This window comes from Hymenobacter plasmatis (assembly GCF_020711255.1).
In the GTDB taxonomy this organism is placed as follows: domain Bacteria; phylum Bacteroidota; class Bacteroidia; order Cytophagales; family Hymenobacteraceae; genus Hymenobacter.
The window spans coordinates 18,674-44,958 of sequence record NZ_JAJFAW010000022.1 but is presented as its reverse complement, the minus strand read 5'-3'; the positions used below and the strand labels follow the sequence as shown (position 1 = coordinate 44,958).

Below are 26,285 nucleotides of genomic sequence, written 5' to 3'. Positions count from 1 at the left end.
TCATGCTGACGAAGGAAGCATCTTCTCACGCCTGGGTCGTTCTGCGGTGATAAGATGCTTCGCTGCGCTCTGCATGACAGAAGATTGGAAAACGGGATGGATTACAGCCCCACGCGAGATGCTTGGCTACGCCAACCTTCTGTTTGCTGCGCTCGGCATGGCGGTTTTTTTCAGCGTGATGGCCTTTTAACCAGTCGAAATAAACCCCTACCCCGCCCCAACGCCAGAATGTTATTGCCATTATTTTATCCAAGCAAAGCGCAAAACTGTTTGTTGTACCGTAAGTGAAGGTGTGAATGGGTGGGTATCCGTACATTCATTAGCTGAGATACTTGTTTCCCGAGCTTCGTTTCAAATCCGTAATCATTCCCGAATGCCGAGTTATTTAGGTGCCATCGGCACTGCTAACCCCATTCACCGCATCGCCCAGCCCGAAATTGCCAATTTTATGGCGCAGGCGCTGGGGTTTGGCGAAAACGACGCGCGCAAGCTGCGGGCGCTGTATCGGGTGTCGGGCATCGAGCACCGCTACTCGGTATTGCCCGACTACGGACGGGCTAATGGTGATTACACCTTCTTCCCCAACACGCCCACGCTGGAGCCGTTTCCGAGCGTGGGCCAGCGCATGGCCGTGTACAGCCGCGAGGCCCTGCCCCTGGCCACGGAGGCCGTGCGCGACTGCCTGCGCCAGGTGCCCGACATCGCGCCGGGTAGCATCACCCACCTCGTCACGGTGAGCTGCACGGGCATGTACGCGCCGGGGCTGGATATTGAGCTGGTGCAGGCCCTGGGCTTGCGGCCCGATGTGCGCCGCACCTGCGTGAATTTTATGGGGTGCTACGCCGCGGTGAACGCCGTGAAGCTGGCCGATGCCTTTTGCCTGGCCGATGCCAGCGCCCGCGTACTCATAGTGAGCGTGGAGCTGTGCACCCTGCATTTCCAGAAAAGCCCCGAGGAAGACCACCTCATCAGCAACGCGCTGTTTGGCGATGGCGCGGCGGCGTGCCTGGTGCAGGCCGAGCCCTTGCCCAACGGCGCCCCCAGCCTGGCGCTGCAGGCCTTCCACTGCGGCCTGGAACCCGACGGCCACGACGACATGGCCTGGCACATCAACGACTTCGGGTTTGAGATGACCTTGTCCAGCTACGTGCCCAAGTTGATTCAGCGCGGCATCCGGCACCTCACTGATGGGCTGCTGGAGAGCCTGCCCGTGCAGCTGGCCGACATTCGGCACTTCGCCATCCACCCCGGCGGACGCAAGATTCTCGAAACCATCGAAGTTGAGCTGGGCCTGACGCGCGACGACAACCGCCACGCCTACCGCGTGCTGCGCGACTACGGCAACATGTCGTCGGCCACGGTGCTGTTTGTACTGCGCGACGTGCTGGCCCACGCCTCCCCCGCCGACCACGGGGCGCCAGTGCTCAGCTTTGCCTTTGGGCCCGGCCTCACTATGGAGGCCATGCTGCTCGAAGTGGTGCACCAGTCCGTGCCCACCGTCGTGGCCGGCAAGACCAAAGAATCGGCGGTCACGGCTTAGCCCTTTTTCGCCTTGGACTTCACCGCCCGCGCTTCCGGCCCCGAGCTGATGGACGACCTGACGCTGGCCACCGATGCCCTGCGCCAGAACCTCGACGAGCTGGAAACCATCAACACCTGGCTGGGCGGCTACGAGCCGGTGCTCAACGCCCTGACGCGGCTAAAAAGCCGGTTTGCCAGCGGCCGGGCCCTGCGCCTGGCCGACTTGGGCAGCGGCGGCGGCGACACCCTGCGCCAAGTGGCCCGCTGGGCGCGCAAAAACCACATTCCCGTGGAGCTGACCGGCATCGATGCCAACCAGTTCATGCTGGAGTACGCCGCGGCCAAAAGCCAGGACTACCCCGAAATCCACTACCAGCAGCGCGACATTTTCTCGCCCGAGTTTCAGGCGCAGCCTTACGATATCCTCACCTGCAGCTTGTTTTGCCACCATTTCACCGATGAGGAGCTGGTGACGCTGCTGCGGCAATGGAAGCGGCAGGCGCAAGTGGCCGTCGTCATCAATGACCTGCACCGGCATTGGCTGGCCTACCACAGCATTAAGTGGCTCACAATGCTGCTGGGCGGCTCGTACCTGGTGCAGCACGACGCGCCGCTGTCAGTAGCCCGTGCCTTTCGGCGGCACGACTGGGTGGCGCTGTTGGCACGGGCTGGAATTGAGCGGTATGAGCTGCGCTGGCGCTGGGCCTTCCGCTGGCAGGTGATTATTTTGGGTTGAGCTGAAAGCACAGGCAGACCAATCAACTCCCCTCCTTAGAAAGGAGGGGATGTTCGAGCCGCAGGCTCGGACGGGGGTGGTTGAGCCTTTGAACGATGCCCGAACGATTCTAACGCGAGTCGTTGGCTCCGCCGACCTTCGGTTCAACGCCCACAACCACCCCAGCTGGCGCGAAGCGCCAGCGTCCCCTCCTTAGGTAAGGAGGGGAGTTTTATTCTATCGTCTGGTTTTAGCCCCACAGCCCGGCGGCTGCTCGGAAAGTGTTGGCGTGGGCTTCCACGATGTCGGCAATGCGCTCGGAATAGCCGCCGCCCATGCACACCACTACCGGCAGCTGATGGCGATGGCAGAGGCTGAGCACCAGCTCGTCGCGCCGCCGGCAGCCCTCGCGGGTGAGCGCCAGGTGGCCCAATTTGTCGGTAGCCAGTACGTCGACGCCGGCCAGGTAAAACACGAAATTGGGCTGAACTTCGTCGAGTAGGCGGGGCAGCGTGCTGGCCAGCAGCTGCAGGTACTGCGCGTCGTCGGTGCCATCGGGCAGCGGCAGGTCCAGGTCTGATGCTTCTTTGCGGGCCGGGTAGTTGCGGGTACCGTGCAAGGAAAAGGTAAACACCCGGGGCTCGTGCTGGAAAATAGCAGCCGTGCCATTGCCCTGGTGCACATCGAGGTCCACGATAAGTACCTTATTAACGGTTGGCTCGTGCGCCAGCAACCAGGCGGCCGCCGCGGCCTGGTCGTTGAGCAAGCAAAAGCCTTCGCCCCGCGCCCGAAACGCGTGGTGGGTGCCGCCCGCAATGTTGAACGCTACACCGTGTTTCAGCGCCAGCCGCGCCGCCTCAATGGTGCCGCCCAGGATGGTGACTTCGCGCTCAAACAGCGCCGCCGACCACGGAAACCCCGTGGCGCGCTCTTCCTGCCGCGTGAGCTGGCCCAGGCGCAGCCGCTCATAGTAGTCGGCATCGTGCACCAGTAAAACATCCGCCGTCGAGGGCGGGGTGGCCACAAAAAAGTCGGCTGGCGACGCGGTGCCTTCCCGAAGCAATTGCTCGGGCAGCAGCTCGTATTTCAGCATCGGAAAGCGGTGGCCGGCGGGCAGCGGGTGGGCGTAGTTGGGCGCAAAAGCAATGGGAAGCATTTTCTACTAACAGTTGAGCCGCCTACTGGTCTGCTGCGGGCCGGGGTTCGGCACTACCAAGACAAGCCGCGCGGGTACTGTTCGCCCACCACGCCCGGGCCAATGGCGCCCCCTGGCTACAGGGTGACGGTGAGTGTGGCGGTGAAGTAAGACCGTCCAGAAGAATCGTCTTCGGGCAATACGTTCACGGGCTGCAGGTAGCGGTAGGCCACTTCGGCCGAGACCTTGCCCAGGGTGTAAGCCACGGGCAGGCGCAGGCCGTAGCTGAGCAGGGTGAAGCGGGAAGCATCGGTAGTGGCAGGGCCAGTCTTTGTTTTGGGCTTTTTGTTGCCCCGCAGAATCTGCTGCTCGGCGCTGGTCGCGCTGAAGGCCTGCGTGCCCGCGGTGAGGCTCAACTTGGGCGTGATGGTGATGTAATCCTTGGCAGTAAATATGCCGTCCAGGTCGAAGGCGCGGGAATTGTCGAGCACCAGGAAGGTATCGTGGTCGTTGGGGCCGAAAAGGTAGGAGCCGTTGAGGCGGGTGTAGACGTAGCCCCAATCATAGCCCAGGGCCGCGTCGAGGGAATTGTTGACGGCCGACTTGACCAGGGGGCTATTGGGGGCAAACAGGAAATGCGAGTAGCTCAACGACAGGTCTACCTTCTTGGTCAGGTCCCGGTCGTAGCCCACCGAGAAGTCGGTTTCGTCGAAGTGGGAATCGGTGTTGAGCAGGTCATAGTTGTAGACCGAGCCCCACACGCTGTACGGGCTGGTGTAGGTGAGTTCCTGGGTGAAGTATGGGTAGGTAGTGGCCTGGGTGCGGCCGAAGAAGGCGGAGTTGTTGCCATAGCCGAGGGCGGCACTTAGCGAGCCCGTGGCTTGGTCCTGGTCTTGCACCGGCGGGGCGGTGGCGGGGTGCGTGCTGCTGGCCTGTGCGTGGGGCTTACTCTGGGCCCACGCAGCCGAGCCGGCGAGGCAAAAGGCACTGGCCAAGGCTAGCCGCGCTAGAAAAAGGAGCATAATGGTAATAGGGAATGGCGAAAAGCAAACCAGCCGCTACCGGAAAGGCAGCGGCTGGCAAAGATGGCAAGCAGGAGCAGCTTATTTCATTTTATGCTCTTTGGGCGCTTTGGCATGGCCCATGCCGTGGTCGCTGTGGGCGTGTTCGCCCCGGGCGCTGCGCTCGTGCTTCTCTACTTTGTCGGCGTCTTTGGCAGCCTCGTGCTGGGCTTTGTAGGTTTCCTTGCGAGCGGTTTCCTGAGCCTTGTAGGCGTCTTTCTGCTGCTGGGTCTGGGCCTTATAAGCGGCTTTGCGCGCTTCCTGCTGGGTTTTGTAAGCGGCTTTCTGCTCCTCAGTGAGGGGCTTGGCCATTTTCTCGGGCTTGGCGAGCTTCGCCGGCTTGGGGGCTTTGCTGTACTTATCGTTCTTGGCGCGGGCGGCGGTGGCCACGGCCTGGCCGTAGGTACGGCCATCGGCAGGCGTCTGGCCGGCCACGGCGGGGGCGCCGGTTTGGGCCGCGGCGGCAAACGATAAAAGGGCAGCGGTAGCCGCGAGCACGAGGTTTTTCATAGAAAGCAAATGAGTTTGGGGTTATTGTGGCGGCAAGCTATAGTGCGAAGATGATGCCAACATGATGACAGGGCGCAAGGCATGCTTCTGGTGAAACACCCGTTTTGCTTATCCGAGGGCACCTGCTTTGCGGCGGCTGTGTGCTCCATTAAGATGGCAAAGGGACCGTAGAAAGGTATTCGGAAACAGTTCACGAAACTCAACCCCAATCCGGGTTTCGTGAACTTTGAATGGTAAACGAGTTTCTTAAACCCAACCTGGACAGTAGAGCACCATTTCCAAGCTGATAAGCGCCAATGGCAACGGTTCACTCAAAGCCGCTTTTGGGCAGCCCAACTGTTATAGCAATGCGGCCTTCCGCGCCTCCTCAGCCGTGCTGAACGGCGAATGCCGCGGGGTAGAGAGTTCGCCCTTTATCCCCTTTGCAGGGGACGCCTTCATTCAAAAGCTGTAAACGGTTCGGCTGTGGTTTCAGCCAGCCGGCTCAACTATATCATTACTACGAAATATTTCGTATGATTGCACCTACGAAACTTTTCGTAGCCGTTGCTGCGCGGAACGCGGCCCATTTTTTCGCCTATCCCGCCATGCTGCGTCCCCATCTGTTTGCCCTGCTTCTGCTGTTGACCTGCGCGGTGCCCACTTTTAGTTGGGCGCAAAGCCCCACCCCATCGCCGGTTAACATCCCCCAGTTGCTCGATTCGGTGGCCCTGCGCCTGACCCAGCACTACGTCTTTCCGGCGGATGCTCAACGCATGGCGGCGTATGTTCAGTCCCCGGCAACGAAGCAGGCCTATGTCGCCCTGGCCACGACCCCCAAGCTACTCGCCAAGCAAGTGCAAGCCGACCTACAAACGGTGCACCGCGACCCGCATCTGTTCATCGAGTACAATCCGGCGTTGGCCCAAAACAGCCGGGTGAGTCCGCAGCCAACCGCCGAAGAAACCGCGCAAGCCCAACAGTACTGGAAGGCGAACAACTACCTCTTCAAGAAAGTGGAGGTGTTGCCCGGCAACCTCGGCTACTTGCCCTTTACGGGCTTTGTGCCCGACCTGACCGGTGCCCAGCCGACCATCAGCGCGGCCCTGCAGTTTTTAGCCCACACCAGTGCCCTCATCATTGATTTGCGCGACAACATGGGCGGCAGCCCGGAAATGGTGAGTTTACTCGAGAGCTACTTTTTCAAGGAAAGAACGCACATGAACGACTTGGTTAACCGGTCGACCAACGACACGACGGTGTTTTACGCCGACCCGGCCAAGGCCCACCACCTCACGCTGTCGATGCCTGTCTATATTTTGACCAGCCACGGCACCTTTTCCGGGGCCGAAGACTTTGCGTACGCGATGCAGAAGGCCAACCGCGCCCTCGTGGTGGGCGAAATAACCGGGGGAGGCGCCCACCCGACCAAGCCCGTGTCGGTGGGGCAAGGGTTCGTTGTTTCTATCCCGTTTGCCCGGTCTTTGAACCCGGTAACGCACACGGACTGGGAAGGAACCGGCGTGGTGCCGGATGTAAAAACCAAGGCCAGCAACGCGCTGTACACAGCGCGGAAGCTCGCGTTGGAAGCGCAACGGCAAACCGCGCCAAGCGAACAGGAAAAGCGCCAACTAAACTATCTCCTGGACGAGTTGCTCCCGCTGCTACCGGGCCCCGTCCTGCCGGTGAGCGTCCTGCAGCCGTATACCGGCACGTACGGCCCGCTGACCATTTACCTCGCCAACAAGAAGCTTTTTTGTAAGAATGCGGAGGCTGGCAATTTGGTATCTGAGTTAAAGCACATTGCCCACAACCGATTTGTGCTGGACGATAATGCCCACGTCGAATTCGTCAAAGACACCAAGGGGGCTTGTTCACTCATCAAGCTCTACGTGAGTGATGGGAATATATTCGAAGAGCGGAGAAAAGGGCCAAACTAACTGCCCCAGGCTAATAAGCTTCCTGGTCAGGCCATTCCGCTGGATAGCAGCCAAGTGGATGCACCCTTCGCGAACGAATGGCCGGCGTCTGTTACGTATTGGCGGCCCCTCGTTTTCCGTCCGTCTGAGCAAGTATCCCTTTCGCGCCCGGTAGCAGTGCTACCGAAACCAGAGCCTGCAAAAGTTGCCCAAGAAGGCATAGCGTAATTTTTTTGCCCTGTTGTAACGAGAGCCCCAATGACCATTTAGGTCTCAGAAGCGAGACTACTGTTCATTCAAGAAAAGGGTGGTTCAGGTCAGTAGCCATGCAGCTACTGAGGCATCAACGGGAGTGCATTTATGAAAGCGTGGGGTGCGCTTGAGGGGCTGGCGAAGTCCATGGGCACCTCCTTCCCTTACGAGGCCAGGTCAAAGCATGAAGCGTCCCTACGATGCAAAAGCCCCGCGTTCCTCAGTCGAGGGCGCGGGGCTTTCGTTTCTTTATCCTCACGCTTATGGCGTGACACTACAGGTCAAACTGTTTCTTGCTTATGAGCCGGTCATTTTGAAACACGGCGTTTTTGTTTGCCCACGATTTTTCGTCTTTCCATTCGTAGAGCACCGTTTTTACGCCTGATATTTCATCGGAGACAATTTCTTGCCCCTTGCTTCCGAGAATGGCAACGGCCTGCTGATAGCTCATGCCCGTTTTCAGCGATGCAAAAGCAGCTGCTTCAGCCTTGGAGCTAGCAGTAGGCACTACTGCGGATAGGCCCGAAGAAAGACTACCGCCAATAGGTGAGTTAGGCGCCGCTCGTTGAATAAAAGCCCCGATGGCGATTAAAACAAGGATGCTCACCGCTACTAGTTTTTTTGAGGGGCTCCATACTTTATTTTCGAGAGTAACGGAAGGGGTCATACGACGTTGTTTTTTAGAGGTGAGTGAAAAATGAGAGCGGGATAATATTACGAAAAATGAATAATAAGTCAGGCATGAATCAATATTTAATATTCAAAATGTCATAATTATGCACCCCGTATTTGGTATTGCCACGGCAAAAGCTCCGCATTCCGCTTGAGGGGGCGGGGCTTTTGTTTGCAGCCGTACCGGTCATTGTTCGAAATCAGCCCACGGGCCGTGCTCCTTCTTCGCGGGGGGAGTGCTCATGCGAGTACGGCCGATGGGGTTAGCTCAAGCTCATGGTCCAGCCGGGCGGCACGGTCACCAGATTCAGTGTAGATGCCAGGGCCGGAACTTCACGGCGGACACGCTTCGGCACCAATTGCTGGGCGTGAGACCTAACGAGTAAAATCGTTCTCGGAATCGGTGATTTTTATCGACAACACATTCCACCTTAAACGATGCTCACCAATGCAGACCTGGAGCCAAACCGGGGCAACTCAATAAAAAAGCCCTCTCCTTGCAGCAAGGAGAGGGCTTTTTCGTGAGGCGTATTGGGCTCGAACCAACGACCTCCACCGTGTCAGGGTGGCGCTCTAAACCAACTGAGCTAACACCCCGTATGTGGCCACGCCTTCCTGCGGAGCCGCTCCAAAGGTAATGCCCTGCCGTGTTCGGTGCACGGGCGGCTGCCACTTTTTTTGACCCTTACTGCCGTGTCGGGCAACTTTCTATTGCCGGAAAAGTATAGGGGCACAGGGGAATAGTAATCTTCCTCACTAGCGACCTCATTTTCCTCACCTTCTTTCACCCATGAAAAAGACTCTTCTGTTTTTATTGCTCGCGGTGGGCTCTTCTACGGCGGCATTTGCCCAGGCTCGGCCGGGCGGCAGCCTTTCTTCTAAAGACTACACCGGCGGCGGCGTTACCGAATCACGCAACACGGGCTTCGGTATTAAAGGGGGCTACAACTATAACAAGCTGCGCGGCGACGACATTAAGGGCATCAGCCGCGACTCGCACAGCGATTTCCACGCAGGCGTATACGGCCAGTTCGGCTTCAACGAGTTTTCGTCGGTACAGGCGGAGCTGCTGTATTCGCGCCAGGGCTTCACGGCCAACACCGGCGCCAGCGGCGCTCAGCAGACCTTCAACATGGACTACATCTCGCTGCCCATTATGTACGTGGGCAACGTGACCGAAACCATCAGCTTCCACGTGGGCCCGCAGGTGTCGCTGCTCACCAACCTGAAGCAGGGCGATACGCCCATCGACATTTCCGCCAACGGCTTCAACTCCCTCGATTACGGTGGAGTAGCCGGTCTCGAAGCCCGCATCGGCCCGGCCCGCCTCGGTGCTCGCTACAACCTGAGCCTGGGCAAAGTCTTTGAAGACGGCCCCAGCACCACCGGCCTGATTGCAAACCGCTTCGGTAACGCCAAAATCTACAACAACCTGTTCCAGGTTTACCTCGGCATCGGTTTCACGCAATAATAACCCTTCCCTTCCTCCACAATTCCGCATCCCTAAAAGGAGACCCAATGGGTCTCCTTTTTTGCTTTCGCGGCAGGGTTGGGCTGGGCGGGGCGCGGCTTATTGCGAACAGCTGCGCCTAAACCTTCTGCGGCTTGGGTGGGTATTAAAACCAAGTCCCAGCTCAATTACAAATGTGGCGAAGGGCATTGGTCTACTACCATTAACTCACCGATAATCAGCCATGAAAACAACTTTACTGCTCCTGCTGCTGACCGCTGGTTCGGCCCCGGCAGCATATGCCCAGGGCGGCGCCCTCTCTTCGAAAGACTACGGCGATGCCGGCACCGGCTACGAGTCGCGCAATACCGGCTTCGGCATCAAGGGCGGCTACAACGTGTCGGACCTGAACGGCAGCGGCTCGGGCATCTTCCCCAATAGCAACTCGCTTAGCGCCTTCAACGCTGGGGTGTACGGCCAGATGGGCTTCAGCAACTTTGCCTCGCTGCAGGTGGAGCTGCTCTACATCCGCAAGGGCTTCCATACCGACCAAGCCACCGTGACCACCGGCGGCACCACCACTACCGTCGCCGCCCGCGACAACCGCCTCGACTACCTGGAGCTGCCCATCCTCTTCGTTGGCAACATCACCGAAACCATCAGCTTCCACCTGGGCCCGCAGGTGTCGCTGCTCACCAAGGTGAAGAGCGGCAGCGAAGACCTGTCCCTCAAGGCCAATGGCTACAACAGCGTCGACTACGGCGCCATCGGCGGGGTGGAGGCCCGCCTGGGGCCCGCCCGCCTGGGCGTGCGCTACGACCTGGGACTGGGCAAGATTTACAAAGACGGCACCGTGGTGAAGTACAACAACACGGCCCTCTTCGCCAACGGCATCACCGACAACAACATCCACAACCAGACCTTCCAGGTGTACCTCGGCATCGGCATCCGCCGGTAGGTGGGCGTGCGTTGTGCGCTGCTAGCTTCCCGACATGGCCCCACTTGCTTCCGATGAAATAAACCGCCTGTACCTGGCCAGCGAGCAGCTAGTGGGCTGGGGCCTGGCGGTGCTGGCAGCCTGGGCCTTGCTCAACCTAACCGTGAGCGGGTACTTCGTGTCACGCGCCGACCGCCGCTACGAGTCCTACCCGTTCCACGGCATGAACGTGGGCTGGGGCATGATAAACGCGGGCCTGGCATGCTGGGGCGTGCTGCACCTGCATTTCACCGCCCCGGCCGGCCTGCGGCTCGGCGACCTGGTGCAGGCGCAGCTGGCCAACGAAAATGTGTTTTTGCTCAACGCCGGCCTGGATGTGGCCTACGTGATGACCGGCTTCTTTCTGCGGGCGCTGGCGGGCCTACCCGCCCAGCCCAAGCCCGTGCGGCTGCTCGGCTTTGGCCGTTCGCTGTGGGTGCAGGGCGGCTTTTTGCTGGTGTTCGATGTGGCCATGTGGAGCCTGCTGCACGGGCACGGCAAGAGCTGGGTGCCGCTGCTGGGGTAGAGTTGGCGGCTCCTGCACGGCCGCGTTTTGCTGTAGCCAAAAGCTCGAGTATTTATATTTTATAGCTGGAAAATATTTTTTATTATCCTATCATTCTTTGTACTTATAGACTTTTTTATTTAACTTAATTGACTAAAAGCGTTTGCAGCCTCATCCTAGGTACCGGGGCCGCTGCTTCTGACCCTACGCACCGCCCAGCTACCGGGCGGTTGTGCCAATGCCTCATATTACGAGGCTATGCTGCCTCGCAAACCTTTTCGCGAGGCGTTTACCTCCACGCTCCCTCAATAAAATTAAGGAGAAGCAGGACTTTGCCCCACACTTAACCGATGCGCCCGCTGGCTCCAAAGGCTTGGTGATGGGCGAAGCCTTGCCCTTCTGCTCGTGGCAGGCGATTTTATTCAAGCACTTCATATAGTTCAATTTAAAATTATAACCTCCCGAAGCTTATGAAAGCAGTTACCTCCTTACAGTACGGCGCGCTCGGCCTCGCCCTATTCCTGGCCGGCTGTGCCAAAGACTCCACCCCAGAGGTTACCCCGCAATCCTCAATCACGCAAGACGCGGCCAAAAATCCCAATACACCCACTACCGCCACGGTTAGCGTATTTGCTACGGGCTTACAAAACCCCCGCGGGTTGGAGTTCGGCCCCGACGGCAACCTGTATGTGGCCGAAGGCGGGCCTGGTGGCACGCACCTGTCCACGCTCGACAACTGCTTGCAGGTGCCACCCCCCGTGGGCCCGTACATGGGCAGCCCCACAGGAGGCCGCATTTCCAGAATCAATTCGGCCGGCGTGCGCACCACCGTCACCGACCAGCTGCCCACGAGCAAGGGCAATGAACTAACAGGCGGGAACGTGGAAGGCGTAGCCGACATCGCTTTTGTCGGCAGTACGCTGTATGCGTTGCTGGCGGGTGGCGGCTGCTCCCACGGTGTCCCCTCAATGCCCAATGCCCTGGTACGCATCAACGCGGACGGCTCCGTTACGATGGTGGCCAACATCAGCGAGTACCTGATGACCCACCCCGTGCTGCACCCAGAGGAAGACGATTTTGAGCCGGACGGCACGCCGTATAGCCTCCTCAGCCTGCGGGGCGACTTGTATGTCGTTGAGCCCAACCACGGCGAACTCATAAAAATCACCACCGATGGCGTCATTACCCGGGTGGCAGATATTTCGGCCACGCAGGGCCATATCGTGCCCACAGCGTTGGCCGAGCACGGCAATTTCTATGTGGGCAACCTCAATACGTTTCCAATTGTCGAGGGGAGCTCCAACATCTACAAAATCACGCCCAGTGGGCAGGTCAAGGTCTCGGAAACCGGCTTTACCACCATCCTGGGCATTGTTTTCGATAGCCGCAACCGGATGTACGTGCTGGAAAACACGGTGGGTGCCCCCTTCCCTACCCCGGGGCTGGGCCGGATTGTCCGGGTTGAGCCATCGGGCCAAAAAACCATCATTGCCACCGGGCTTTCAGTGCCCACGGGCATGACCATGGGCCCGGATGGCAACCTCTACGTGTCGAACATCGGATTTGGGCCGGCGGCCAACGGCGGTGGCCAGGTGTTGAAAGTGGTGTTGAATTAAGATTTCAGCTCAATTTTGCCGCCACACAAAAAAGCCCCGTCCTGGCTCAGGACGGGGCTTTTTGCTGTCAGATTTGTTGGGCGTTAGGCTACGGCCTGCTTGCGGCCGCCATGCTGGGGCTCGAGCATTTCTTCCACAATCTTCTTGTTGAAAGCGGGGATATCGGCGGGCTTGCGGCTGGTGATGAGGCCGTGGTCGCACACCACTTCGGAGTCTTCCCACTGGGCGCCGGCGTTGCGCAGGTCGGTTTGCAAGCTGGGCCAGCTCGTTACGCGCTTGCCGCGCACCACATCGGCCTCTACTAGCGTCCAGGGGCCGTGGCAGATTGCGGCGATTACCTTGCCGGTGCCGGCAAACTCCTTCACGAAGGCCACCACGTCTTTGTTCATGCGCAGCACGTCGGGGTTCATTTGGCCGCCGGGCAGCACCAGGGCGTCGTAGTCGGAAGGCTTCACGTCGGTAATCACCTTGTCGACGTCCACTTTGCTGCCCCAGTCTTTGGCCGGGCCGTCCCAGCCTTTGATGGAGCCGCTTTTCAGGGAGATGACGTGTGTTTCGGCGCCCTCGCCTTCCAGGTATTTCTTGGGCTCGTCGAGCTCGGACTGCTCGAAGCCGTCGGTGGCAATGATGGCAATTTTTCTGCCCTTGAGTTTGTCGCTGCTGAAGATGCTCATGGTAGTGCGGTTTTGGAAAGGAAGTACCGGGGATATGCCCGGTCCCATTCCTTTACGCTCCCTGCCCTCTTTCGTTTTTTAATACTGAGTTATGAGGAGCCGCATATGCATAAGTGATGTTGAGCTGACCAAAGCTTCTCAAGTATCATGCGCCTCCTGTTATGCTGGCGCAGGAAGTATCTTCTCACGCCACAACGATTCGTTCGACGGGATAAGATGCTTCGCTCCGCTCTGCATGACAAGCGGCGCGAGCATGACAAACGGCACGAGCGAGATGCTTCGCTACGCTCGGCATGACGTTCTCTTTTCAGCCCAATTCGTCCTTACTCCTCGAGCCAGTGGATGGTGAAAGTGGTGCCCTGGCCTACGGTGCTGGCTACCTCCAGGCGCCCGCCGCGGCTGGTAATGATGCGCTGCACCAGGTACATGCCCACGCCGGCGCCGCCAATGTGCGGGTGCTGGCGCGCAAAGGGCTGGAAGACGGTGGCCTGGTTTTCGAGGAGCACCATGCCCAGGCCGTTGTCTGCCACGCTGAGGATGGGGCGCCCTCCCTCGTCGAGGCGGCTGTACACCTGCACCGCCGCCGGGCGCTCGGGGTCGGCAAACTTGAGGGCGTTGCTAAGCAGGTTGTGGAGGATGGAGCGCAGGTTGGCCCGGCCATAGGTGAGCGTGGGGGCCGCCTCAAAGTTTAGCTCAACCGTGGCGTTGGCCTCCTGCACTTGGGCGCGCAGGCCCAGCAGCACTTCTTCGGCCACGCTGCGCAGGTCGAGCGGCTCGGTAGGCGCCGACAGGCCACGCTGCTCCTGCACGGTGGCGGCCAGTTCCTGCAAGGTGGTGTCGAGCTGAGCCAGGGCGCCGTCCACCATGTCCTGGATTTCGGCTTCCTGCGGGTCCTCGAATCGGGCCGTGCGCCGCAACTCGTCAAACAAGCCGCGCAAGTTGAGCAGGGGCTGCTTTAAGTCGTGCGAGGCCGTGTACACAAAGGTGTCGAGGTCGCGGTTGGTGCGGGCCAGCTCGTCGTACTGGGTTTGCAGCACCTCGCGCAGGCGGTGCTGGTCGTCCACGTCGGTGCAGGCGCCAAACCAGCGGGGGCCGCGCGTGTCGGCAAGCTGCCGCGCCCGGATGATGTGCCAGCGGTAGCGCCCGTCGTGTCGGCGCATGCGGAACAGGCCTTCGTAGGGCTCGCCGGAGGCGATGCTCTGTACCCAGCGGCGGGCGGCGCCGGCCTGCTCGGTGGGCTCGAGCAGGTTTATCCAGCCGGTGGGGCCCAGCTCGTCGCGCGTAAGGCCGGTGTACTCGCCCGTGAACTGGTTGTAGTAGTCGATAAAGCCCTCGGACGTGGCCGTCCAGATGAGCTCGGGGATGCTGTCGGCCAGAAAGCGCAGCTCGGCCTCGCCGCGGCGCAGGGCCTCGGCCAGCTCGCGCTGGTCGTGCACCTCGGTGAGGGCGCCGTGCCAGAACACCGGCTGGTCGGGGGCGTGCAGCTCGGGCAGGGCGCGGCTCAGCAGCCAACGGTACTGCCCGTCGTGCCGGCGCATGCGGTACTCGAAGCTCCAGCCCGTGCCGGCGGCCCGGGCCGCATCGGACTGGTACAGCACCCGCAGCCGGTCATCGGGGTGAATGAGCAGGGGCCAGATGGCGTTGAGGTCGGCCGTGGGCGGCTGGCCCGTGAAGTAGTACCACTGCGGGCTCACGTACTCCAGCTTGCCGGCCGCGTCCATTGTGAACGTGATTTGGGGCACCGTCTCGGTGAGCACCCGCAGGCGCGTGTCGAGGCGCCGGGTTTCGATGGCGAGCTCGTGCGCCCGCTGGCGCGTTTCTTCCTGCTCGGTTACGTCCACGGCAAACAGCAGCAGGCCGCTCACCGGCCCGCCGCCTTCGCGCACGGGCTCCAGGGCCACGTCGAAGTAGCGAATGGCCGCCCCGCTGCCCGTGGCCGCGGGCGTCGGAATGCGGTAGGCCTTGGCCACAAACGGCCGCCCCGACTCATATACCTGCTGCATTACCTCCAGCAAATCGGCGGGGATGAGGCCGGGAGATTCGGCTACAGAGCGGCCTTCCTGGGCGGCGTCGCCTATCACCGCGCGCATGGCGTCGTTCACAAAGCCGTAGCGCAGCTCGGGGCCCTGCAAGGTGGCCACGCCGGCCGGCATGTGCTGAAGAATGTCCTGAAGTTGATGCTCACGCATGGCTACTGCACTTGGTGAGGTCTGCCGGTCCCGGGCTGTTCGCAGGCCGGGCAGCCTCGCACTCCCAGCTCACATATTGATGTTTACGCATGTACCGGCTCGGCAGGCTCCGTGGGCACGGCATCGGGGCCGAAAACGGCCAGGCGCACCAAATCCACCATCATGGCATCGGCGATGGTAAGGGTGCTGGGCGAAGCGGGCAGGTTGCCGGGCAACAAGAAACCTTCCAGGGCCTCAAAGCCGGCGGGCTCCAGGGGGTGAAAGGCCATGGACCAATCCGAAAAGCTGCGGGTGGCAATGGGCTTGTCCACCAGCTTCACCACGTGGGAGTGGCGGCCGTCGCGGGATATTTTGTCAAACAGGGGCTCAAGAATGGCCGGCTCGCCTTCGATGAGCTGGGCAATGTTGCCGTGGCTGTAGAACAGCACGCCCGTGACGTTGCGCTGGGCATTGTCCTGGCGGCACTGGTCCAGCAAGAGCTGCAGGTCCTGGTCAGAAAGCGGGCGCACGGCCCGGCTCATGTACACAATGTGAATCATAGAGAACAGCGGCACTGTGGACACGCCGCCAGGCGATATGGAACGTAGCCTAAGCACAACCATAGTTGGCCCAAGCCTCGCAAATATAATGACCTCGGCTCAGAGGGACTTGGGCTGAAAGCTGCCGCCGCAGCCTTCTTCTACCCTGCCCGCCCGGCTCGGCGGCGTGCGGGCTGGCTGTGCTCCATAAGCAGCTTCTCGGGCTGCGAGAAAGACAACGTGAGCCCGACCTCGGGCAGGGACTGCAAGAAGCCCAGCACAACCACCCCGACGGACACCACCAAAACCGTCCCCACCACCTAAGCCAGGCGGGCTCGTTCTAGGCTCCTGATTACTTTTGGCCCGGTTCGTTTTTTTATTAAAAATGGGCCGGGCCCTTGAGGGGAAATTTTTATTTTTTCGGCTATCTTACTAGTGATGAAGCGCATTTGGCTGGCTCTCCTTATTTCCCGCTCCTGGCTGCTGGCGCTGGTGCTGCTGGCCCCGCTGTCGGCTTCGGCCACGCACATTGTGGGCGGTGAACTGGACCTGCAGCACAAGACCGGCAGCCTCTACACCCTTACGCTCAACCTGTATTTTGACGCCATCAACGGCGACCCCGGCGCCCTCGACCAGCAGCTTACGGCCAGCATCTTCGCCAAAAGCAACGATTTTCGCATGGCCAACGTGGTGCTGACCCTCACCGGCAACACCTTCGTGAGCTACACCAACCCGGCCTGCAGCGTGGGCTCGCTGAGCACCCGCAAGCTGGTGTACACCAACGACATTACCCTCAATTCGACCGTATACACCAACCCCGCGGGCTACTACGTGGCCGTGGAGCGCTGCTGCCGCAACGTCACCATCAGCAACATTGTGGCGCCCGGTGCGGCGGCCCAGGCCTTTTACCTGGAGTTTCCGGCCGTGGTGCGCAACGGCGCGGCTTTCATCGATTCGACGCCGCGCATCTTCCCGCCGCTGGGCGACTACGCCTGCCGCAACGAGCTGTTTTACTACGATTTCGGGGGGCAGGACCCCGACGGCGATTCCCTGGCCTATGACATGGTGACGCCCCTCAACGGCCACACCACCACGGCGCAGCCACTGGTGCCGCAGGCCGCCCCGGCGCCCTACGCCCTCATCACCTGGAACACCGGCCTGGGTACCAACAATCAGATTCCGGGCAGCCCGTCCCTGGGCATCGATGCCCGCACCGGCCGGCTCACCGTGCGGCCCAGCAGCCTGGGCTTGTTTGTGTTTGGGGTTCGCTGCACGGAGTACCGCAAGGGTGTAAAAATCGGGGAGACGCGGCGCGACTTCCAGCTCTACGTGCTCAACTGCCCCACCAATACGCCGCCGAAGCTGCAAGTCCAGGCCACGGGCGCCAAGGCGGTGTACCGGCCCGGGCGCGACACGCTGCGCTTGGTGCCCGGCGGCAACCGCTGCCTGACCATTCGCTACACCGACCCCGACCCCAACTCGGTGCTCACCATGAGCAGCCGCCCAGTCAATTTTACGGAGCCCGCGCCGCTATTTACCACCGTGCGCAGCGGCACGGTGCGGGCGGCCGGCGCGCCGGATACGCTCACGGCCACGCTGTGCTTCCCCGATTGCACGGACACCAAGGGCAAGGTGTACTTGCTCGACCTCATTGTGGCCGACAACGGCTGCTCGCTGCCCAAGCGCGACACCGTGCGCGTGGCTTTCACGGCCACGCAGGCACCCAACACGGCGCCCGTGCTCACCAGCACTTTCCCGCCGGCGCCGCTGCCCCTATCCAGTGCCAACCCCGCCGTGGTGCGCGTGGTGCTGGGCCAGCGCTACACCGCCACCCTGACCGGCACCGACGTCGACCGCAACGCCCTGGCCCTGAGCGCCGCCGGCGACGGCTTTGACCTGGAAGCCGTGAAAATGACCTTTGCGGCGCAAAACGGTACGGGCCAGGCCAACGCCACCTTTACCTGGGAGCCCACCTGCGAAGCGGTGAGCGTGGGCGCAACCAGTGGGCTCACCGTGCACTTCCGGCTCACGGAAACGGGCCCGTGCACGCCCCTACCCCAGGAGCGGGTTATCCGGTTTGAAATAGCACCGCCGCGAGATTCCCTGGCGTTCCACCCCCCGAACATCATCACGCCCAACGGCGACGCCAAGAACGACTTTTTCACCATGCCCGACCTACCGGTCGATTTCTGCGACCACCGGTTTGCAGGCATCAAAATCTTCTCGCGCTGGGGCCAGCTGGTGTACCAGTCGCCCGACCGCGGCTTCCGCTGGGGCGGCGCGGGGGCGGCGGGCACCTACTACTACCTCGTTACCTACACCGATGGCCGCAAATACAAAGGCTGGGTAGAGGTAATTCCCTGATACAGAAACGGCCCGCCTGGAATTCTAGACGGGCCGTTTTCATTGTTTGGTGTTCCAACGTTAGACGAGACGCAAAGTGTGGCGTCTCTACATCCCTAATTGAGCTGCAAGCCCTGCGCGGTAAATCGGCGGTAAATCCCGGCCAGAATCTCGCTTTTCGTGAGCTGCTCCTGGCGGATGTTGGTAATCCAGAACAGCACCTTCAGCTCGTACACCTGGCCGTTGATGCTGCTCAGCAGAATCTCCGGCGGCAGGCTCTGCATGGTGTAGGGGCTGTTTTTGATTTCCTCCTGAATCAGCTCGCGGGCCGTTTGCAGGTCGGTTTGCAGGTCGACGCCGGGGGCTAGTTTCAGCACCAAATCCACGCGAATGTGGTCGTTGGTGCGCGTCCAGTTGATAACGTGTTGCGAGAGCAGGTCGCCGTTGGGCAAGATAATTTCGGAGCCCGTCACCGAGGTGAGCTTACTCGACCGGATGCCGATGTCCTGCACTCGTCCCGATTTGCCGGCCACCTCAATGAAGTCGCCGACATGAAACGGCCGCTCAAAAATCAGGATAATGCCCGACACCAGGTTGTTGACAATGCTCTGCAAGCCCAGGCCGATGCCTACGCTCAGGGCCCCGAACACGATGGCGATTTTACTCAGCGGCAAGCCCGTGGCCGCCGTGGCCAGCGCAAAACCCACCAGCACCAGCAGCAGCCGCAGCGCCACCAGCCACGACCCGCGCTGCCGCGAGCCCACGCTGTCGGCCTCGCCCACATCGCCAAAAAAGTAGCCCAGGTACTGCTGCAGCTGCGCCGACACGAAGAGAATGAAGAAGAACAGCAAGATATTGCCGAGCGTGAATTCGGTGCTGCCCAGCGTGTGCGGGGCCGTGAGCACCTGTTCGAGTGCCCGGTAGAGGGTGGCGTGCAGGTTGAGATTGGAGGTGAAGACCACCAGCCACACCACGGCCGCTACACCCGTGAGCAGGCGCAGCAAATGGGTTTCAATCTTGTCGAAATCGAAGGTGGCCGCGCCGCCATTGGCCGAGCGAATGCCCAGAATCTGGAGGTGAAAGGCTTCGGTGAACAGCTCGACGAACACGGCCAGCCCAATGCCCTGCGTGAGGCCGAAGATGGCCGCCGTGCTGAACATCTTGGCCAGGCTCAGCCGCCCAAACACGTTGCAGACCACCGCCAGCGCATTCAGCCCGATAAACAGCCAGGTCACGGGTATCAGAAACCGCAGCAGGGCCATGGTTTCGCGCAGGCGCAACAGCAGCAGCCCGCCCAAGCCCGCGGCCAGCACATTGAGCAGCAGCAGGCCCCAGCGTGCGCCCAGCCCGGTGGCCGCGTTGGCATTGGTGAAGGTCATAATCACGAAGAAAACCACCAGCACCAGCCAGTACCGAAACAATTGGCGCGACCAGCTCCGGGCAAACACCGCCGTGAGGGCCAGCAGCAGCAGCGCCTGCAACAGCGCCAGGTACACGGGCGGCGGATGCAGCTCCAGGACCGGAGCCAGGCTGAACACCACCACAGCAGTAGCGGCCACCGGCCCCGGCCGCAGGTAGCGGAATGGCATTTCCAGGTCGAGGGTGCGCGCCCGCACCCGGCGGTAGTTGAAGGCCACCCAGCCGTAGAACACCAGCCCAATCAGGACCATGTAGGCCCAGTTGTCCCAGTTGTTAGCGAAGTAGAAGTTGATGATTTCGCGGCGGTCGGCGGCATCGTGCGCCGCGTCGGGGGCCGCATTGGAGGCTGGGGCCGGGCGCGCCGCCCACAGCGGCGGGTAGGCCGCCTTGATGGTGGTGCGCCCGAAGTGGCGCATCTGGTCGCCCACCTCATCCTGCAATTCCAGGGTTTGGATGTAGCTGGCCGCCACCTGGGTTTGCAACTGCTTGGTCCGCTCGTAGCGCTTCGTGAGCAGCCCGCCGATGCGGTTACGCCGCCCTTGCAGCGCCGAGTCGGCCCGCTCCAGCGCCAGCACGGCCGCGTCGGGGCGGGCCACGCGGGCGGGGCGCGGGGCCAGGCTTGCCAGCCGGGCCTGCATGGTTTCGAGCTGCTCGTGGGCCTGGCCCAGCGCCGTGCGCCACTCGGCCAGCTGCTCCTGAATGTTGGCCAGCATCAACTGGCACATCTGCAGCTGCTTAATGTCGACTACCTGCCCGGTTTCTTCCACGCTGTGCCGGATGGCGTGCAGGTTTTCATCGAGGCCAGGCAATTCCTCAGCCACCTCGCGGGTATCGAATACGTCGCGCACCTGCCCCGAAATTCCGCTCAGGGTGGTGTAGGCAATTTCAAGGCGGTGGGAGTCGTCGTGCGAAACCGTGTCCACAATGGCCGCCTTCGGCACGGCCGCCGTGGGCTGGGCCACCGCCGCTACTGCCCCGAGCAGCCACAGCACCACCGCGCCGATGCTCGCCCGCCCCGCTTTCCTTCCAATTCCTCCCAACAGTGATTCCAGCTGCTCCACAGCTGGCCGATAAGCCAAAACACGCATAAGGGCAAGTTACCGCTCCCCGCCCGAAAAAGCTCGACCATGCATTCGTTCACTGCGTTTGGTTCATTCTCAGTCATCCGTCAATAGCGTCTGTCATGCTGAGTCTGCGAAGCATCTTATTCCCCGCTGAACGAGCCGTGCTGACCTGATAAGATGCTTCGCTGCGCTCTGCATGACAGATGAAGCAGAATGACAAATGATGACAGATGCCGGGATACCCGCTTTTCACTGTCGGGCTTCCACGCCTACTTTTACCTCCGCAATGCAGCGCCGTCTGCTGCCTTCGCGTCTGTAGCTTCTTATGATTAGACTTTTCCTTGCCCTGCTCCTGCTTGTCGGGACCCTGCGGCCCGCGGCCGCGCAATCCCTCTACATGCCGCGCGACATCAAGGCGGCCTTTGCCAAAGGCACCCGCGCGCCCGACGGCCGCCCCGGTCCCAACTACTGGCAGAACCGCGCCCGCTACGACATTTCGGTGCAAGCCGCGCCGCCGGCCCGCGACATCCGTGGCCGCGAAACCATCACCTACTTCAACAACAGCCCCGACACGCTGAAGCAGGTGGTGCTGCGCCTTATCATGAATATCCACCGGCCCGGCGCTGCCCGCGACGCCGACGCCGCTCCCGACTACCTCACCTCCGGCCTTGTCATCGACACGTTTAAAGTCGCTGGCCAAAACCGGCCCGCTCCCGGTGCCCAGGGCGGCACCTCCCCCAGCGTGCGCCTGCCGCGCCCGCTCGCGCCCCACGATTCCCTCAAATTCAGCATTGCCTGGCACTTTCCGGTGTCGGTAGAAAGCGGCCGCGAGGGCACCATCGACCCCACCACCTTCTTCCTGGCCTACTTCTACCCGCGCATCGCCGTGTACGACGACTACGCCGGCTGGGACCGGCTGCCGTTCGTCGACAGCAAGGAGTTCTACAACGACTTCAACGACTACACCCTGCGCGTGAGCGTGCCGGCCAACTACATCGTGTGGGCCACCGGCACCCTCCAGAATCCCAAGCAAGTACTGCAGCCCACTTTCGCCAAGCGCCTGCAGCAGTCCATGACCAGCGACAAGGTCATTCACGTGGCCACCGCCGCCGACCTGGCCAAAAACAACATCACCGCCCAGAAGCCCACCAACACCTGGGTCTGGACCGCCCGCGACATTTCGGACGTGACCGTGGGCCTGAGCAACCACTACGTGTGGGACGCCGCCAGCGTGGTGGTGGATGCCCGCACCAAGCGCCGCGCCAGCATGCAGGCCGCTTTTGCCGACTCCACGGCCGATTTTCATGAGTCGGTGAAGAACGGGCAGTACGCATTGGGCTGGTTTTCGAACCCCGCCAACTGGCCCGGCGTGGCCTACCCCTTCCCCAAAATGACGGCCTTCCAGGGCTTTGCCGACATGGAATACCCCATGATGGTGAACGACAGCCCCCAGAAAGACCCCAAGTTTGCCCAATTCGTGCAGGACCACGAAATCGCCCACACGTACTTCCCCTTCTACATGGGCATCAACGAAAGCCGCTACGCCTACATGGACGAAGGCTGGGCCACCACCTTCGAGCGCCTCATCAACACGGCCGAAAATGGCGCCGAAACGGCCGACAAGTTCTACAAGCAGTTCCGCATCAGCCGCTGGATAAACGACCGCAGCACGGCCCAGGACCTACCCATCATCACGCCCAGCAGCGAGCTGCGCAGCGGCTACGGCAATAATGCTTACGGCAAGCCCTCGCTCAGCTATTTCGCCCTGAAAGACATGCTCGGCGACGCCCTCTTCAAGAAGTGCCTGCACACCTACATGGACCGCTGGCACGGCAAGCACCCCATTCCGTGGGACTATTTCAACTCGATGAGCAGCGCCGCCGGCCAGGACTTGAGCTGGTTTTTCAACAACTGGTTTTTCACCAACAACTACATCGACCTGGCCGTGTCGCCGGTCAGCGGCACCACCATCACCGTGCAGAACCTCGGCGGCTTTGCCGTGCCGTTTGATGTGGCCGTGGAATATGCCGACGGCAGCAAGGAGACGCTGCACCAGTCGCCGGCCGTGTGGCAAGCCAACCCCAAGCAAGCCACGCTGACCGTTGCCAAAGCGCTAAAATCCGTGACCGTGCAAGGCGGCATCTTCATGGATGCCAACGAGAAGGACAACACCTGGGCGCAGCGCTAACGGCCGGCATGCCACCCCATCGGGGGTTGAGCTAAGCTAATCCGTTGCGGTGCCCAACCGTTGCTAAAACCGACCACGGAAGCAATGCCGTAGGTTGGTAAACAAAGCGCCACGCTTACCGGTAAGCGTGGCGCTTTGTTTACCAACTCAACCGCCCTGCTATGCTTCTAATTCTTCTCTTTCTGGCAGTTCTGCTGCTCACGTATTCCAACGGCGCCAACGACAACTTCAAGGGCGTGGCCACGCTCTGGGGCAGTGGCACGCTCGCCTACCGGCCGGCCCTGATTCTGGCTACCGTAGCCACGTTTGCCGGCTCCATCTGCTCGTACTTTTTTGCGGAAGAGCTGATTAAGAATTTCTCGGGCAAAGGCCTGGTGCCCGACGACATCATTCAGTCCGTCGATTTCATTCTGGCCGTGGCCCTGGCGGCGGGCGTCACGGTGCTGCTGGCCACCAAGTTGGGCTTCCCCATTTCCACCACCCACGGGCTGGTGGGCGCCCTGGTGGGGGCCGGGCTGGTGGCCGTGGGCACGGCCGTGAATTTCTCCAAGCTGGGCACCACCTTCTTTCTGCCGCTGGTGCTGGGGCCGGTGCTGGCCGTGGGGCTGGGCAGCCTCGTGTACGTGGTGTTCCGGCAGGGCCGAAAGGCGGCTGGCATCACCGAAGAATCCTGCGTGTGCGTGGGCGATACCTGGGTGCCCGTGGCCTCGGCGCCCACCAGCGCCTTCACGGCCTTACCCACCTTGCAAGCCGGCGTAGGCTCGCAGGCCGAGTGCCAGAACCTGTACCAGGGCAAGTTTATTGGGCTGAATTTCCAGCCGCTCATCAACAACCTTCACTACTTCAGCGCGGCCGCCGTGAGCTTTGCCCGCGGCCTCAACGACACGCCCAAGCTGGTGGGTTTGCTGCTGGTGTGCAAGTTTTTCCAGATGCCCGTCAATGTGCTGATTCTTGCCTCGGCCATGGCCGTTGGGGGTTGGCTCAACGCCCGGCGCGTGGCCGACACCATGAGCAAGAAAATCTCGAAGCTCAACCACGGCCAGGGCTTCACGGCCAATATGGTGACGAGCCTGCTGGTGATTGCGGCCAGCAAATTTGGCCTGCCGGTGTCCACCACCCACGTGTCGGTGGGCAGCATCTACGGCATTGGGCTGGTAAACAAAACGGCGAACTCCAAGGAAATCGCGAAGATTGGCTTGTCGTGGCTGCTCACCTTGCCCGTGGCGGCGCTGCTCAGCGCCGGTTTCTACTTCACCCTGCACGCGTTGAGCCATTAAGCGTGTTCTTTGCACCGGCCAGCGCGGGGTTGGCCGGCGTTTTTGGGCAAGGCTGCTGTTGAGCAAAAAGCAGCAGGACCAACAACCTGCGGTGGTTTTGCGCCTCACCCGCTGGCCATTCCCTGCCCCATACTACCTATATTAATGGGGCCATTGATAGGGCGCAGCGTGCCTTTTGCCCAGCTTCTCAGGTTGGCTCGAACGGACTTCTTCTCATTGCAAAACTAGCACTGTCAACCAACCTTTTTACCTACTTCAATATTACGTTAATGTTGTCTTTTTTACCGCGTTGCCCTCTTGCCATCATCCAAAAAACAGCCCTGGCGGCGACGCTTGCTTGCAGCGCTGGGGCGGCGTTTGCCCAAGATAACCCAACGGGGATTCCGTCGGGAATCAAGGATGGCTTCAAAACCTACCTGTCGGCGGACAGCGCCACGTATTTAAAAGTCAATTTCCTCGCCCAGACCTGGCTGCGCCGCAACGAAAACAACCCCGGCACCACCGTGAACGGCGAGCTGACGCCTCACACTACCGACGTGGGCATTCGGCGGGTGCGGCTGGTGCTGAGTGGGCAGCTCACACCGCGGGTGTTTGTGCTGGTGCAGTTTGGGCAAAACAGCTTTTCCTACCTCTCGCCCCGCAAGCAGGGGTCCTTCTTTCACGACGTGACGGGCGAGTACGCCGTGGTGAAAAAGCACCTGAGCCTGGGCGCGGGCCTCAACGGCTGGAACGGCCCCTCGCGGTACGCCAACTCGGCGGCGTCTACCATTTTGGGGGTCGACCTGCCCTTGTTTCAGGAGACCACCAACGACGTGAACGACCAGAACCTGCGCAAGTTGGGCGTGTACGCCAAGGGCAAGCTGGGCAAGCTGGACTACCGCCTGGCCGTGGGCAAGCCGTTTGTAACCCAGACGGCCTCCTCGGCCCCCGACCCGCTGGGGCGCAACTCTACGTTTTCGACGCGCAACCCGAACGGGGAAGTGCACGGGTACTTCTCGTACCAGTTCTGGGACCAGGAGGGCAATTCCGGTGCCGGCCAAGTGGGCTCGTACCTGGGCAAAAAGCGGGTGTTTAACATCGGGGCGGGCTTTGTGCAGCAGGGCGATGCCATGTGGCACACCACAGCCGCCGGCGACACCGTGACCCAGGCGCTGCGCCTGTGGGCGGCCGACGTGTTCTACGACGCGCCGGTGGACCCGGCCAGCGGCGCAGCCATCACGGCCTACGGCAGCTATTCGCACTATAACTTCGGGACCGGCTACCTAAAAAACGCCGGGGCCATGAACCCGGCCAACGGCGTCAAAAGTGGACTGGGCTCGTTTAACGGCCCCGGCAACAACTACCCCATGCTCGGCACCGGCAACGTGCTGTATGCGCAAGCCGGCTACCTGTTCAAGCGCGACCTGTTGGGCACCCTTGGCACAATCCAGCCCTACGCCTCCACCGAATACGCCCGCTACGAACGGCTGGACGACCCCATGGTACTGACCAACGTGGGCGTGAACTGGCTGCTGGCCGGCAACACCAGCAAGCTCACCCTGAACTACCAGAACCGGCCCGTGTTCAATGCCCAGCCCAACGGCGACATCACCGCCACCGACCGGCGCGGGGAGTTCGTGCTCCAGTACCAGGTAGCGTTTTAAGTTCCGCGCTACTCTACCGAGCCCGCGCTGCGCCGCTGCTTCTTGAGCTGCTGGCGCACCTCTTTCACGCGGTCATCAAACCCGTCGGGGTCGTAGCTCACTTCCTCCACATCGAGCTGGTCGAGCAGGTCCATCATGCCGTTGGCATGGTCGGTGCGCGTGCCGGCGGGCATGGCTACGAAGGTCATTTCCGACCACAGCAGGGCCAGCAGGCGCGTGCCGGCCTCGTCGCGCATCTGCATTTCCAGCACCAGGTTGGAGTTGTCGAAGTGGATGAGCTGGCTGGAAATGCGCACCTGCGCGCCCTGCTGGGCCGGCTTGAGGTAGCTGATGTGGTGCTTGGTGATAACCCAGGCGGCGTTTTGCTCACGGGCCAGCTCGCCCATGTTCAGGGAGTAGTGCGCGGTGGTGTGCTCTTCGCGGGCATTCAGGAAGTAATCGAGATAGCGGGCGTTGTTAAGGTGGCCCAGCATGTCGCAGTCCTGGAAATAAACGCGGTGCGTTGTTTCGGGTGTTTTGATGAGGTGGGGCATGGCAAGCAGGGTGGGTGGCAGAGCGCAAAGGTCGGCTAGTAGTACGGCATACGGCACGTAGTGACGCATGTAGTGCATTTCACTTCCTTAATTAACTGTCATACAGAGCGCAGCGAAGCATCCTTT

20 protein-coding genes and 1 tRNA gene are annotated in these 26,285 nt (G+C 61.2%); 11 read left to right on the top strand and 10 right to left on the bottom strand.

From position 1 onward, the window contains the following. Positions 1–373 precede the first annotated feature (373 nt). Both LJ738_RS15485 and LJ738_RS15480 read left to right on the top strand, forming a co-directional pair. Positions 374–1,540, top strand: coding sequence for a type III polyketide synthase (locus tag LJ738_RS15485; RefSeq protein WP_227787300.1), 1,167 nt, complete (start codon positions 374–376; stop codon positions 1,538–1,540). Positions 1,541–1,552: 12 nt separating this feature from the next. Further along, positions 1,553–2,257, top strand: coding sequence for a methyltransferase domain-containing protein (locus tag LJ738_RS15480; RefSeq protein WP_227787299.1), 705 nt, complete (start codon positions 1,553–1,555; stop codon positions 2,255–2,257). A 229-nt stretch (positions 2,258–2,486) separates the two neighbouring features. Here LJ738_RS15480 and LJ738_RS15475 read toward each other — a convergent pair whose 3' ends face one another. The 3 genes from LJ738_RS15475 to LJ738_RS15465 form a co-directional block, all read right to left on the bottom strand. Further along, positions 2,487–3,392 carry a histone deacetylase family protein gene (locus LJ738_RS15475; RefSeq protein WP_227787298.1) on the bottom strand — a complete coding sequence of 302 codons (906 nt, stop codon included), beginning with the start codon at positions 3,390–3,392 and terminating at the stop codon, positions 2,487–2,489. Between the two features lie 116 nt (positions 3,393–3,508). Beyond that, positions 3,509–4,393, bottom strand: a complete 885-nt coding sequence (locus tag LJ738_RS15470) for a TonB-dependent receptor (RefSeq protein WP_227787297.1) — start codon at positions 4,391–4,393, stop codon at positions 3,509–3,511. An 81-nt stretch (positions 4,394–4,474) separates the two neighbouring features. Then, complete coding sequence (locus tag LJ738_RS15465) at positions 4,475–4,942, bottom strand: hypothetical protein (protein WP_227787296.1); 468 nt, start codon at positions 4,940–4,942, stop codon at positions 4,475–4,477. A 587-nt stretch (positions 4,943–5,529) separates the two neighbouring features. Here LJ738_RS15465 and LJ738_RS15460 point away from each other — a divergent pair. After that, positions 5,530–6,861, top strand: coding sequence for a S41 family peptidase (locus LJ738_RS15460; RefSeq protein WP_227787295.1), 1,332 nt, complete (start codon positions 5,530–5,532; stop codon positions 6,859–6,861). Between the two features lie 505 nt (positions 6,862–7,366). Here the strand turns inward: LJ738_RS15460 and LJ738_RS15455 are convergent. Next, positions 7,367–7,759: a hypothetical protein gene (locus LJ738_RS15455; protein ID WP_227787294.1), complete on the bottom strand. Its 393-nt coding sequence runs from the start codon at positions 7,757–7,759 to the stop codon at positions 7,367–7,369. Positions 7,760–8,286: 527 nt separating this feature from the next. Further along, positions 8,287–8,361 (bottom strand) — tRNA-Val (locus LJ738_RS15450). A gap of 193 nt (positions 8,362–8,554) precedes the next feature. Here LJ738_RS15450 and LJ738_RS15445 point away from each other — a divergent pair. The 4 genes from LJ738_RS15445 (at position 8,555) to LJ738_RS15430 (ending at position 12,311) form a co-directional block, all read left to right on the top strand. Beyond that, positions 8,555–9,235, top strand: coding sequence for a porin family protein (locus tag LJ738_RS15445; RefSeq protein WP_227787293.1), 681 nt, complete (start codon positions 8,555–8,557; stop codon positions 9,233–9,235). A gap of 223 nt (positions 9,236–9,458) precedes the next feature. After that, on the top strand, positions 9,459–10,172 hold the full coding sequence (locus LJ738_RS15440; protein ID WP_227787292.1) for an outer membrane beta-barrel protein: 714 nt from the start codon (positions 9,459–9,461) through the stop codon (positions 10,170–10,172). Positions 10,173–10,206: 34 nt separating this feature from the next. Beyond that, entirely contained in the window at positions 10,207–10,716 is a 510-nt protein-coding gene (locus LJ738_RS15435; RefSeq protein ID WP_227787291.1) for a DUF6992 family protein, read from the top strand. Between the two features lie 449 nt (positions 10,717–11,165). After that, positions 11,166–12,311: a ScyD/ScyE family protein gene (locus tag LJ738_RS15430; protein WP_227787290.1), complete on the top strand. Its 1,146-nt coding sequence runs from the start codon at positions 11,166–11,168 to the stop codon at positions 12,309–12,311. Positions 12,312–12,394: 83 nt separating this feature from the next. On the opposite strand, the gene LJ738_RS15425 is transcribed toward LJ738_RS15430, so the two are convergent. From LJ738_RS15425 to LJ738_RS15415, 3 genes are all read right to left on the bottom strand, one after another. Beyond that, on the bottom strand, positions 12,395–12,985 hold the full coding sequence (locus LJ738_RS15425) for a type 1 glutamine amidotransferase domain-containing protein (protein ID WP_227787289.1): 591 nt from the start codon (positions 12,983–12,985) through the stop codon (positions 12,395–12,397). Between the two features lie 323 nt (positions 12,986–13,308). Further along, positions 13,309–15,174, bottom strand: coding sequence for a PAS domain-containing sensor histidine kinase (locus LJ738_RS15420; protein ID WP_227787288.1), 1,866 nt, complete (start codon positions 15,172–15,174; stop codon positions 13,309–13,311). 83 nt (positions 15,175–15,257) lie between these two features. After that, entirely contained in the window at positions 15,258–15,713 is a 456-nt protein-coding gene (locus LJ738_RS15415; protein WP_227787287.1) for a BLUF domain-containing protein, read from the bottom strand. Between the two features lie 417 nt (positions 15,714–16,130). On the opposite strand from LJ738_RS15415, the gene LJ738_RS15410 reads away from it, so the two are divergent. Further along, entirely contained in the window at positions 16,131–18,056 is a 1,926-nt protein-coding gene (locus LJ738_RS15410) for a T9SS type B sorting domain-containing protein (RefSeq protein WP_227787286.1), read from the top strand. Positions 18,057–18,151: 95 nt separating this feature from the next. Here LJ738_RS15410 and LJ738_RS15405 read toward each other — a convergent pair whose 3' ends face one another. After that, positions 18,152–20,542, bottom strand: coding sequence for a mechanosensitive ion channel domain-containing protein (locus LJ738_RS15405; protein WP_227787285.1), 2,391 nt, complete (start codon positions 20,540–20,542; stop codon positions 18,152–18,154). Between the two features lie 301 nt (positions 20,543–20,843). On the opposite strand from LJ738_RS15405, the gene LJ738_RS15400 reads away from it, so the two are divergent. The 3 genes from LJ738_RS15400 (at position 20,844) to LJ738_RS15390 (ending at position 25,626) form a co-directional block, all read left to right on the top strand. Next, entirely contained in the window at positions 20,844–22,706 is a 1,863-nt protein-coding gene (locus LJ738_RS15400; RefSeq protein ID WP_227787284.1) for a M1 family metallopeptidase, read from the top strand. Between the two features lie 161 nt (positions 22,707–22,867). Then, positions 22,868–23,983: an inorganic phosphate transporter gene (locus LJ738_RS15395; RefSeq protein ID WP_227787283.1), complete on the top strand. Its 1,116-nt coding sequence runs from the start codon at positions 22,868–22,870 to the stop codon at positions 23,981–23,983. Between the two features lie 269 nt (positions 23,984–24,252). Continuing rightward, a complete protein-coding gene (locus tag LJ738_RS15390) occupies positions 24,253–25,626 on the top strand; it encodes a hypothetical protein (RefSeq protein ID WP_227787282.1) in 1,374 nt (457 codons plus the stop codon). An 8-nt stretch (positions 25,627–25,634) separates the two neighbouring features. On the opposite strand, the gene LJ738_RS15385 is transcribed toward LJ738_RS15390, so the two are convergent. Beyond that, positions 25,635–26,237 (bottom strand): acyl-CoA thioesterase, encoded by a 603-nt coding sequence (locus LJ738_RS15385; protein WP_227787281.1) that lies wholly within the window; start codon positions 26,235–26,237, stop codon positions 25,635–25,637. Between the last annotated feature and the right edge of the window lie 48 nt (positions 26,238–26,285).

Bases quoted from the DNA above. Each gene is read 5' to 3' on its own strand.
- LJ738_RS15445 (WP_227787293.1), top strand. From the start codon at position 8,555: ATGAAAAAGACTCTTCTGTTTTTATTGCTCGCGGTGGGCTCTTCTACG.
- LJ738_RS15420 (WP_227787288.1), bottom strand. From the start codon at position 15,174: ATGCGTGAGCATCAACTTCAGGACATTCTTCAGCACATGCCGGCCGGC.
- LJ738_RS15435 (WP_227787291.1), top strand. From the start codon at position 10,207: ATGGCCCCACTTGCTTCCGATGAAATAAACCGCCTGTACCTGGCCAGC.
- LJ738_RS15460 (WP_227787295.1), top strand. From the start codon at position 5,530: ATGCTGCGTCCCCATCTGTTTGCCCTGCTTCTGCTGTTGACCTGCGCG.
- LJ738_RS15440 (WP_227787292.1), top strand. From the start codon at position 9,459: ATGAAAACAACTTTACTGCTCCTGCTGCTGACCGCTGGTTCGGCCCCG.
- LJ738_RS15475 (WP_227787298.1), bottom strand. From the start codon at position 3,392: ATGCTTCCCATTGCTTTTGCGCCCAACTACGCCCACCCGCTGCCCGCC.
- LJ738_RS15390 (WP_227787282.1), top strand. From the start codon at position 24,253: ATGTTGTCTTTTTTACCGCGTTGCCCTCTTGCCATCATCCAAAAAACA.
- LJ738_RS15410 (WP_227787286.1), top strand. From the start codon at position 16,131: ATGAAGCGCATTTGGCTGGCTCTCCTTATTTCCCGCTCCTGGCTGCTG.
- LJ738_RS15405 (WP_227787285.1), bottom strand. From the start codon at position 20,542: ATGCGTGTTTTGGCTTATCGGCCAGCTGTGGAGCAGCTGGAATCACTG.
- LJ738_RS15455 (WP_227787294.1), bottom strand. From the start codon at position 7,759: ATGACCCCTTCCGTTACTCTCGAAAATAAAGTATGGAGCCCCTCAAAA.
- LJ738_RS15395 (WP_227787283.1), top strand. From the start codon at position 22,868: ATGCTTCTAATTCTTCTCTTTCTGGCAGTTCTGCTGCTCACGTATTCC.
- LJ738_RS15400 (WP_227787284.1), top strand. From the start codon at position 20,844: ATGATTAGACTTTTCCTTGCCCTGCTCCTGCTTGTCGGGACCCTGCGG.
- LJ738_RS15470 (WP_227787297.1), bottom strand. From the start codon at position 4,393: ATGCTCCTTTTTCTAGCGCGGCTAGCCTTGGCCAGTGCCTTTTGCCTC.
- LJ738_RS15485 (WP_227787300.1), top strand. From the start codon at position 374: ATGCCGAGTTATTTAGGTGCCATCGGCACTGCTAACCCCATTCACCGC.
- LJ738_RS15430 (WP_227787290.1), top strand. From the start codon at position 11,166: ATGAAAGCAGTTACCTCCTTACAGTACGGCGCGCTCGGCCTCGCCCTA.
- LJ738_RS15425 (WP_227787289.1), bottom strand. From the start codon at position 12,985: ATGAGCATCTTCAGCAGCGACAAACTCAAGGGCAGAAAAATTGCCATC.
- LJ738_RS15385 (WP_227787281.1), bottom strand. From the start codon at position 26,237: ATGCACTACATGCGTCACTACGTGCCGTATGCCGTACTACTAGCCGAC.
- LJ738_RS15415 (WP_227787287.1), bottom strand. From the start codon at position 15,713: ATGATTCACATTGTGTACATGAGCCGGGCCGTGCGCCCGCTTTCTGAC.
- LJ738_RS15465 (WP_227787296.1), bottom strand. From the start codon at position 4,942: ATGAAAAACCTCGTGCTCGCGGCTACCGCTGCCCTTTTATCGTTTGCC.